The organism is Planktothrix sp. (genome assembly GCF_046067725.1).
Taxonomy (GTDB): Bacteria; Cyanobacteriota; Cyanobacteriia; order Cyanobacteriales; family Microcoleaceae; genus Planktothrix.
Map to the genome: position 1 here is coordinate 1 of NZ_JBJUDF010000200.1, position 9,642 is coordinate 9,642.

General features: G+C 36.8%; 10 protein-coding genes. 3 read left to right on the forward strand and 7 right to left on the reverse strand.

Features of this window, described 5'->3' with window-relative positions; genetic code table 11:
- Nucleotides 1-211 precede the first annotated feature (211 nt).
- The 7 genes from ACKPEB_RS12570 to mfd all read right to left on the reverse strand — a co-directional run bounded on the left by ACKPEB_RS12570 (nucleotide 212) and on the right by mfd (nucleotide 5,475).
- On the reverse strand, nucleotides 212-406 hold the full coding sequence (locus ACKPEB_RS12570) for a DNA cytosine methyltransferase (RefSeq protein WP_408965272.1): 195 nt from the start codon (nucleotides 404-406) through the stop codon (nucleotides 212-214).
- A gap of 198 nt (nucleotides 407-604) precedes the next feature.
- A complete protein-coding gene (locus ACKPEB_RS12575; protein ID WP_408965273.1) occupies nucleotides 605-844 on the reverse strand; it encodes a type II toxin-antitoxin system HicB family antitoxin in 240 nt (79 codons plus the stop codon).
- Entirely contained in the window at nucleotides 841-1,065 is a 225-nt protein-coding gene (locus ACKPEB_RS12580) for a type II toxin-antitoxin system HicA family toxin (RefSeq protein ID WP_408965274.1), read from the reverse strand. The genes ACKPEB_RS12575 and ACKPEB_RS12580 overlap by 4 nt, the downstream gene beginning before the upstream one ends.
- A 75-nt stretch (nucleotides 1,066-1,140) precedes the next feature.
- Nucleotides 1,141-1,392 carry a DUF6737 family protein gene (locus ACKPEB_RS12585; protein ID WP_408965275.1) on the reverse strand — a complete coding sequence of 84 codons (252 nt, stop codon included), beginning with the start codon at nucleotides 1,390-1,392 and terminating at the stop codon, nucleotides 1,141-1,143.
- 26 nt (nucleotides 1,393-1,418) lie between these two features.
- Complete coding sequence (locus ACKPEB_RS12590; protein ID WP_408965276.1) at nucleotides 1,419-1,751, reverse strand: type II toxin-antitoxin system PemK/MazF family toxin; 333 nt, start codon at nucleotides 1,749-1,751, stop codon at nucleotides 1,419-1,421.
- Nucleotides 1,736-1,930 (reverse strand): DUF2281 domain-containing protein, encoded by a 195-nt coding sequence (locus ACKPEB_RS12595; RefSeq protein ID WP_408965277.1) that lies wholly within the window; start codon nucleotides 1,928-1,930, stop codon nucleotides 1,736-1,738. The genes ACKPEB_RS12590 and ACKPEB_RS12595 overlap by 16 nt, the downstream gene beginning before the upstream one ends.
- Nucleotides 1,931-1,962: 32 nt before the next feature.
- Nucleotides 1,963-5,475 carry a transcription-repair coupling factor gene (mfd, locus tag ACKPEB_RS12600; protein WP_408965278.1) on the reverse strand — a complete coding sequence of 1,171 codons (3,513 nt, stop codon included), beginning with the start codon at nucleotides 5,473-5,475 and terminating at the stop codon, nucleotides 1,963-1,965.
- Between the two features lie 252 nt (nucleotides 5,476-5,727).
- Between mfd and ACKPEB_RS12605 the strand changes: the two genes are divergently transcribed.
- The 3 genes from ACKPEB_RS12605 to ACKPEB_RS12615 are packed head-to-tail and all read left to right on the forward strand — an operon-like array spanning nucleotide 5,728 to nucleotide 9,419.
- Nucleotides 5,728-7,071, forward strand: coding sequence for a hemolysin family protein (locus ACKPEB_RS12605; protein WP_408965279.1), 1,344 nt, complete (start codon nucleotides 5,728-5,730; stop codon nucleotides 7,069-7,071).
- Nucleotides 7,072-7,129: 58 nt separating this feature from the next.
- A complete protein-coding gene (locus ACKPEB_RS12610) occupies nucleotides 7,130-8,344 on the forward strand; it encodes an alginate O-acetyltransferase AlgX-related protein (protein WP_408965280.1) in 1,215 nt (404 codons plus the stop codon).
- A 1-nt stretch (nucleotide 8,345) separates the two neighbouring features.
- Nucleotides 8,346-9,419, forward strand: coding sequence for an SGNH/GDSL hydrolase family protein (locus tag ACKPEB_RS12615; protein WP_408965281.1), 1,074 nt, complete (start codon nucleotides 8,346-8,348; stop codon nucleotides 9,417-9,419).
- Nucleotides 9,420-9,642: the final 223 nt, after the last annotated feature.

Genomic DNA, 9,642 nt, shown 5'->3' on the forward strand with positions numbered 1-9,642 from the left:
GCATCACTCGCTACTAATGTCACAGCAATAGATTCTGGATCTAAAAATTTATAGACTTCAAAAGAAAAATTACCACTAGCAGGTTTATATTGATTATTAATCATTTTTAGATATTTTCTTTCAACCAATCCTTGCAGAATAAGCTGTCACGCACTTAATTTTTTTACCCACAAGCCTTGCTAGAAAGACTCTAGGCTATAAAATATTAAATTTAGATGCGGAGCAGCTTAATATCACCCAAAGACTGTTCTTTGAAATTTGCTTGATAAACCCATCTTGAATCTTGATTAATTTCACTACTGAGTAAACATTGGGCTTGAAATCCTAATGAAGAAGCAGCTTTTTCAAATCCGAGTCTAATTCCCCCAATTCCGGCAAATAAATCAGTAAATTTAATTGTTTTCATTGAAATTTCATCATTCTTTTGTTTCCTTAACTCTATTTTTTACTAATCAATTTATAGTGATTTTAAGGTGAATAAAAAAAACGCTTTCTCTGAGAAATTGAGTTTTTGACTTGTACCTCAGACGAATGCAGACCTCTATATAACCCAATTTAAACCTCAATTCTTATATTAATCTGATTATTTAAAAAAATAATATTCCTATCGTATTTCCAAAACCTGATCTCTTTCCCCAAGCATCAAATTAGGCAGGGGTAAACTTTTTCCATCTTTTTGATACTCTTCTATTAAAATTTCTAACACTTCTTGAGCATTTTTTAATGCTTCTTCATAAGTTTCTCCGTGTGTATGAAATTGTTGAGTTGGGAATTCAGGAAGATGGACTAAATAACAATGATCTTCATCAGACCATAGAATAACAATTGTATAATGCAGTTTCATGATTCAGACTCCTTTTCTTGAATCTTTTTTAACATCTCTAGTTTTTGGTAAACTTCTTTTTCTTGATAGAGTTTAGCATCATCACCATCTTTTCCTGATATCGTGATAGGTTGGCTGGGTATTAAGGGATGAATCCATCGTGTATGACTTCCTTTCCCTGAACGATAAACAAACCCAGCTTTCTCTAGTAATTTTTTAAGCTCTCGAATTTTCTTGGGCATTATTTATATACCAAGATTATTAACACAGACCCAAAAATATTGTTCTTGATTTTCTTGATTCATGGTTTTAATCACTTAATCCTTATTGCTTAAGTCCTCCTGAGCATAAACCTCCGCCATTAACTTCGGCCATATCAATAGAAAAAATCCCATCCAAGCTAACAAAGGAATAGCGACTAAAATCGTAATCCAAATAATATGAAATAGAAAAAAACTGCCTAAAATTAAGGTGATTCCAGTTAATAGAATAGACCAAGGTTGACACCACCAAGGCTTATAATTCCAGGGGTTAAATGTTTGGGTTTGAGAAGAGTTTTGATTAATCATTGGATTTTTTAAATTTCTATCAAAAATTACTGCTGAATAAGTACAATGATTTTAGCAATCACTGCCTGCAATTTTTCAGGTTTGATTTGACCTGCTTTATAAAGTATAATTCCTTGATCAGCAGTAAATAAACGATTAGGTCTAATATTGCTAGTTTGGTTAAGTCCCCCTTCGCTAAAGTCATGGTTTTCCAGGGTAATACCATAACGATCTCCGATAGCTTGGCTAGTAATTTGACAAAGAATTAAATCATTTCCTGTCAACACTGCTATTACTAAAGCTGGTCGTCGCTTGGCTTGTGTTAAATCTGAAAAGGGGAAGGGAACAATAACTACATCACCCTTTACAAATTCTGCCATGCTTCATCCTCCTCTGGTTGTAACCAATCTTTTTGTAAAGAAGATTCACTCATCAGACTCATCTCTAACTTTTCTTGCTGATATTTAGCGTTAAGAAATTGTAGAAAATCCCAGACCTCTTGTAAAATAAAATCTGGACTTTTTTCTATTTCCTGAATTAACAATTCTTTCGTGTCCATCGTTTTTTAATAACTCTGAAAGTTGGAATAATTTAAACTAGACAATTCTCCGGTAAAGCGGTTTGCATTTGAGCTAACCAACTCACTAAAGATTCTAACTGTTTATCGGCACTTAATACCGCTAATCCTCTAACAGTAACTTTACCTTTACTATACACAAAGCGAGGATGTAAATGTTCCGCTAAATTGGCTTTTAATAAATTCCAGGCGGGTTCCTCCATCGGAGTTTCTAATAATATATGTTGTTGACCATCGGGTTTAATACGAGAAAAGCCTAATTTCTTGGCAATTTGTTTCAGTTCTATGATCCGAATTAATTGACGTGCTGGAGTAGGAATAGGGCCATAACGATCGCACCAATCTTCTTGAATGCGAGATAATTCATCTCGACTTTGACAAGCCGCCACCGACCGATAAGCACTCATTTTTTGATCTAAATCGGGGATATAATCAGAAGGAATAAAAGCGGTTAAACTTAAGTCTATTTGAGTATCATCAACCTGCGGGATTTCTTGACCTTTGACTTCTTGAATCGCTTCTTGCAACATTTCACTATAAAGATCAAACCCCACCACATCCATTTGACCCGATTGTTCGGCTCCTAAAATATCACCTGCACCGCGAATTTCTAAGTCTCGCATGGCTAATTGATAACCTGATCCTAACTGAGCAAATTCTTGAATGGCTCTTAATCTTTTGCGCGCATCATCGGTTAAATTAACCCGTCCATCGGCTGTTGTGGGATAGAATAACCAAGCGTGAGCTTGTACTCCTGAACGGCCAACACGACCTCTTAATTGATACAATTGAGCTAATCCGAAACGGTGAGCATCTTCGACTAAAATTGTATTGACTCTGGGAATATCTAACCCGGATTCAATAATGGTTGTACACACTAAAACATCCGCTTCTCCTGCACTAAATGTTAACATAATTGATTCTAATTCGGCGGGGTCAATTTGTCCGTGAGCGATCGCTAATCTGACCCCAGGAATCATCTCTCGAATTTGAGTTGATTTTTCTTCAATTCCTTCTATTCTAGGTACAACATAAAACACCTGTCCGCCTCGGTCTAATTCTTGACGAATAGCGGTTCTTATGGTTTCTAAATTTAACGGTGCTAAATGGGTTTGAATTGGGCGACGGGACGGAGGGGGAGTTGTAATTAAACTCATTTCTCGAATTCCCGATAATGCCATATATAACGTTCGAGGAATGGGAGTTGCAGTTAACGTTAACACATCCACATGGGTTTTTAAGGTTTTAATTTTTTCTTTTTGATTAACACCAAATCGTTGTTCTTCATCAACCACTAATAAGCCTAAATCTTTAAAATGAACACCTTTTCCGAGTAACGCTTGGGTTCCGACAATCACATCAATTTCCCCGGTTGCTAATCGTTTTAAAATTTCTTGTTTTTCTGCTGTTGTCCGAAAACGATTCAGTAAAGCAACTTCAATAGGATAGGGGGCAAATCGTTCTTTTAAAGTATGATAATGTTGTTGAGTTAAAATTGTTGTTGGGGCTAATAATGCCACTTGTTTTCCGGCGGTAGCGGCTTTAAAAATAGCTCGAATTGCTACTTCAGTTTTGCCAAATCCCACATCTCCACAGACTAAACGATCCATCGGGCGATCGCTTTCCATATCCCGTTTAACGTCTTGGGTGGATTTAATTTGATCCGGTGTGGGTTGATAGGAAAAGGAGTCTTCAAGTTCCTGTTGCCAAGGCATATCCGGGGGAAACGCATAACCCGTTTGTTGGGCACGTTGGGCGTATAATTTTAATAAATCGACGGCTAATTTTTTTAATGATTTTTTGACTTTTTCCTTAGTTTTTTCCCACGCTTGTCCGGTGAGTTTATTCAGTTGGGGAACTTTCCCACCCGCACTTCTAAACCGTGATAAACTTCCGACTTGATCCGCCGCAACTCGTAACGTTCCATCTTGATATTGTAAGACTAAATATTCACGAGTTTCGTTATTAATCACTAAGCTTTCTAATTTAATAAATCGCCCCACGCCATGTTGACGATGAACGACAAAATCTCCGGGTCGCAGTTTATTTAAGTCAACTTGTTTGGAAGTTGCCCGACGTCGTTTTCTAATATAACTGGGAGTGGCGAGAGAATGTTGCCCATAAAATTCTCGGTCGGTGATTAAAACTAATCTAAATGTCGGTAAAACAAATCCTTCTAATTCTGCCAGTCCAGTATATTTTAAAGCAACAGGGGTATTTTTAATTAAATTATCAATAGCCGGATAATCACGGGGGTTAGGAATAAATTTAGACGGGCAATCATGTTCAGATAAAAGTGCAACGGATCGACTCGGTTGAGCAGAAACGAGAAAAATAGAAAAATGTCGCTGTCGTTCTTGACGAATTAATTCAGCAAGCTTCGCAAATTGATGGGGTGTGGCAGGTACGGGACGGGAAGATAAATTTAAACTGGGAACATCGGTAATATTAATTAACGTCGGTTGATAATCTCCTAATTCAGATAAATATAATTTGTCAAATGCTTCAATTTGTTGGAGAGATTCACTAAACGAACGGTGAATTTTTGGCAATTTTTGAGGTAAAGTTTGCCATTGTTCTTCAATATGTTCTAACCAGCGATGGCTATGGGCACAACATTGATCCGGTTCATCGATAACAATTAAAGTCGTATCGGTTAAATAATCGAATAAGCAAGCCGGTTTTTCAAAAGCTAACCCCAGTAAAGGATGATAGGATTTTGGCGGTTTATAATTAGCATTATCCAGTTGAAATTCCGGTGTAGGAGTTAGGGCAATGACTTCTGTAATTAAGGTTTCTGCTTCGGGTAAATTCCCCTGAATCATGACATCAAAATTCGTCGGGGTGAGAATCAGACTTTCAATTTTATCTAATGATCGTTGGGTAGTCGGATCGAGTTCTCGAATTTGTTCTAATTCATCCCCAAACCATTCTAAACGCACGGGTAATTCAGACGCGACGGGAAAAATATCCACAATATCCCCGCGCCGACTCCATTGTCCTTCCGTTTCCACTAAAGAAACTCGTTCATACCCTAACTTGGCAAACTGTTCATCCAGGGTTTTTCCTGCTGAAGTCATCCCCCGATAGAGCGTTAAACAATAAGGTTGAAAGACCTCAACGGGGGGTAAATGGGGTTGTAAACTGCGTTCTGTACTAACAACCGCAACCGGAGAACCTGGGTTTTTTAAACCTCCCACTAAGTCGGCTAAAACTTGCATTTGTCCCCAGGTCATTTCTTCAGAAGACACCGACTCGTAGGGGGAAGCTTCTGAGGTGGGGTAAAAATGAACCGTTGTCCATCCCATAGCTTCCAGTTGCGCCGCCCAGCGTCCAGCTTCCTCTAAAGTGGCGGTGACAACAAATAAATTTAATCCCGACTCCTGGGCTAAGGTAGACGCAACTAACCCCTTGGGAAGCCGAGGAAGACCGTTGAGATACAGAGATTGAAATTTATTGAGTTTGTTGAGGAGTTCAGCCGTTAAGGGTGATCGTCCTAATGCACGCACGATAGAGGAAAATGTCATATTAAAGCAGGAAACAGGGAACAGATGATGGCGTATGTAGAGATGCGACGCTTGATGCCGTCAGGCTATTGGCACGTCTCTACAATAGTCGTTCTCATATTTTAAGGAATTCCAGAAAATTCGATCTCGAAAGAAGTTAGATTATTTTCCCCCTAAACACAGATGACACAATCTGACCTTTGGGGTTTAGAATCATCACATTGAGATGTGATCGGTTATTCTAATCTTTTATCGTTCTATCCTGACCCAAAAATGTCATCTGTGATCCAAGAAATTTCGATTGTTGTTCTGCTGATTGTCGCCAATGGTATTTTTGCGATGTCTGAAATGGCGATTGTTTCTTCCCGTAAAGTGCGGTTACAACAGTTAGCCAATCAAGGCAATAAAAAAGCAAAAGTGGCTTTAGATTTAGCCAATTCTCCCAATCAATTCCTCTCAACGGTGCAAGTGGGAATTACCTTAATTGGAATTTTAGCAGGTGCGTTTGGGGGGGCAGCAATTTCGGCTCGATTAGATAGCCAACTCAAGCAAATTCCCATTTTAGCACCCTACAGTAATGCCATTAGTTTTACAGTGGTTGTAATTACGATTACCTATTTATCATTAATTATCGGGGAATTAGTTCCTAAACGGTTGGCTCTGAATTCTCCTGAATTAATAGCAACAACCGTTTCTATTCCGATGCGTTGGTTATCTCGCGTTAGTTCCCCTATTGTTCATTTGTTGAGTGCATCTACAGAATTAATGGTTCGGTTTTTAGGCAGTCATACCTCGACGGAACCGGAAGTTACCGAAGAAGAAATTAAAATTCTCATTGAACAAGGAACAAGATCAGGAATTGTTGAGGAAACAGAACAAAATATTGTCGGACGGGTGTTTGAATTAGGCGATCGCCAAGTGCGAACTTTAATGACGCCTCGCCCGGATATTTTTTGGATTGATATTGACGATCCGGTTGAAGAAAATCGTCAAAGTATTTCCGAAAGTTCTTATACTCGGATTTTAGTTTGTCAAGAAGATTTAGATCATGTTGTCGGGTTTATTAAAGTCACGGATTTATTAACTCAAGCTTTATCCGGTCAACCTTTAGATTTAACAGCTAATTTATGCCGCCCGTTATTTGTCCCTGAAACCACATCGGTTTTAAAAATTTTAGAATTATTTAAACAGGGAGAAACCCATTTTGCTTTAGTGGTTGATGAATATGGCGTGATTCAAGGATTAGTTACGTTAAATGATATATTAATGGAATTAGTCGGGGATATTCCTTCTTGGGAAAATCCCGAAGAACCGCAGAAAGTTCAACGAGAAGATGGCTCTTGGTTATTAGATGGAATGTTACCCGTTGAGGAGTTTTTTGAGTTATTTAATTTAGAACATTTATTAGAAGAATCAGAAGGAAATTATCACACCGTTGGCGGGTTTGTCATTACCCAGTTAGGGCGTATTCCGGCGGCTGCGGATCATTTTGAATGGCAAAATCTTCGTGTTGAAGTCATGGATATGGATGGAAATCGAGTTGATAAAGTGTTAATTGTCCCTTTCCCTGACCCTGAAAATTACCCCGCTTCTGCTCTTGAACCCGAAGAAGATTAAATGTCAAAAACTAAGTTTAGGATATTTGCGATCGCTCATTTTTATTTGCTTTTAATTCATGTTTAAAAAGTTATTCAAATTGCGTTTAAAATTCCTACGTCAAAGCTTACTATTGTTATTTTTTTGGACAATCTTACCGTTATTCCTAGTGGAAGTGTTAATGATTGTCCTCGAACCTTATTTATCCCAAGGACTGTATCAATATGATCCAGATTTAGGGTTTAAAATTCGTCCCTATGCTAATGGAAACAATCAATTTGGCTTTAATGATCGAGATTATCCCCTACAAAAATCACCCGAAAACTATCGAATTTTAATCCTCAGTGATTCCTTTAACTGGGCGGGAGGAAAAGACGGAAATTATACAGCGTTATTAGAAAAACAATTTGAACGCTATTATCGAAAGCCTAATGTTGAAGTAATTAATGCTGGATACCCCGGAACCCATACGGGAGAACAGTTAGCTTTATTAAAAAAATATGCCCTAAAATATCATCCTGATTTAGTCGTTTTAGGGTTTTTTGTCGGAAATGATTTTATTGATGCTGACCCCAACCGTAAACGCATTATTGTCAATGATATTTATATTGATATTGATAAAAACAAAGAATTTAAAATATTAGGTTATCCCATTATTAATCAATCTCGTTTCCTCCTGTTTCTTAAACAAAAATATAAAATTTTTCAAGAAGCTACCAAAGCAAAGCAACACTCTGTTATTCCATCTTTCTCGCCCTATCAATTTCAACTCGTTTCTAATTTATCTCACCCAGAAAAATCTCCGGGTATTTTATCATTAGAAACCTTTCTGGATACAGAAAAAACTCGCTTAGACTTTTGTAAACGCAAAGATTTACAAAAGGGAACCTGGAATGATAATATTAACTATATTTTCCAAAGCATTGATGAAATGAACAAGCTGTTAAAACAGCAAAACATTCAATTTATCGTTGCGATTTATCCTGGTGAATTTCAAGTTAACCCTCAGTTATTAAATCAACTCACCCAAAAATATGAATTAAATTTAAAAAATTATGATCCCATCTGTATGCAAAATCTTCTGATTCCTTATCTTAAAACACAACAAATTGCTTATCTTGATTTCTTACCGCAATTTCAAGTGGCACAAAAACAGCGTCCCTTATATCTATTACAGGAACCGCACTGGAATACAGCCGGAAATCAACTTGCTGCGGATATCCTATTTCATCAGTTATTAGAAAAAACTCAACAATTTTTTAAACGTTTACCTCCTTCCTCTGAAAAAATTTAAAATGCAAAAACTTAAACTCAAAGCTTTTAGTAAAATTCTCGGACAAACCGCATTAATAGCCTTAATTACCTTTGTAATGTCCGAAATAACCTTAAGAATTTATAACAAAATCGATCCGAGTTTTGTGTTTTATGATTCCTCCTATAATCGATTTCGTGGAAAACCTAACGCCCCTGACTATGACTTTAAGTTGAATTCCCAAGGTTTTAAAGATGTTGAATTTACCGTTGAAAAACCTGCGGGAATTTATCGAATTTTAGGGATAGGAGATTCCTTTGCTTATGGTGTGGTTCCCTATGAATATAATTATTTGACCCTTTTAGAAGAACAATTAAACCAGTCCGGTCAAAAAACAGAAGTAATTAATATGGGAATACCCGGAATGGGGCCAAGGGATTATTTATCAATTTTAGTCAATGAAGGATTAAAACTTAATCCCGATAAAGTGGTGGTATTTTTCTATATTGGGAATGACTTTTTAGATAATGTCATGACCGCTAAACTCCGAACCGAAGAAAAATCCTATGTCATTGCTTTAATTAAATCTTTGATTAAAATTCAAAGTAATTATCAAGGTAAAGTCCTGAACCCAACAACGGTTAAATATAATGATAATCAACCCACATTTAATAATGAAAAATATCTCCAAGATACGGTAAATAAAAGTAATATGTTTGTTAGAAATCCCGCCGATGGTATTTTTAAAAGCTTTGTGGAGGATGCAGTTCAAGATTTACTCAAAATTAAACAAATTTGTGATTCTCAAAACATCCCCTTAACCGTTGTGATCATTCCTGATGAAGTTCAAGTCAATTCCCAACTTCAACAACAAGTCAAAAACGCTTTTGATCCCAATGATCCAAATTTATTAGACTTTGAACTTCCCAACCGAATGTTAACAGAACAGTTACAACAAGCTAATATTGATTATTTGGATTTATTACCTAGTTTTAAGGTGGCTTCTCAACAAACCCGCCTTTATAAACCCAATGATACCCACTGGAATATCGCCGGAAATCGTTTAGCGGCTGAATTAATTAGCCAACATCTCAACTCAAAAAACAATCAACCTTAGAAATGAGGTTTTTAGCTGTAGAATAAACCACAAAGATAAGAAGGGAATGAGCTTAATTTTATGGGGTTAAGCAGAGCATCATCCTACTCTTTAATTTCATCCATTTTCAAAATTTTAAAAATCTCAAAAGGAGGTTCAGGACGTAATTCCAGATAAACATCTCCTGCATTTAAAAGTTTTATAGGGAAAAAACAAAATGTGACTTTAACATCGAATTCCACAA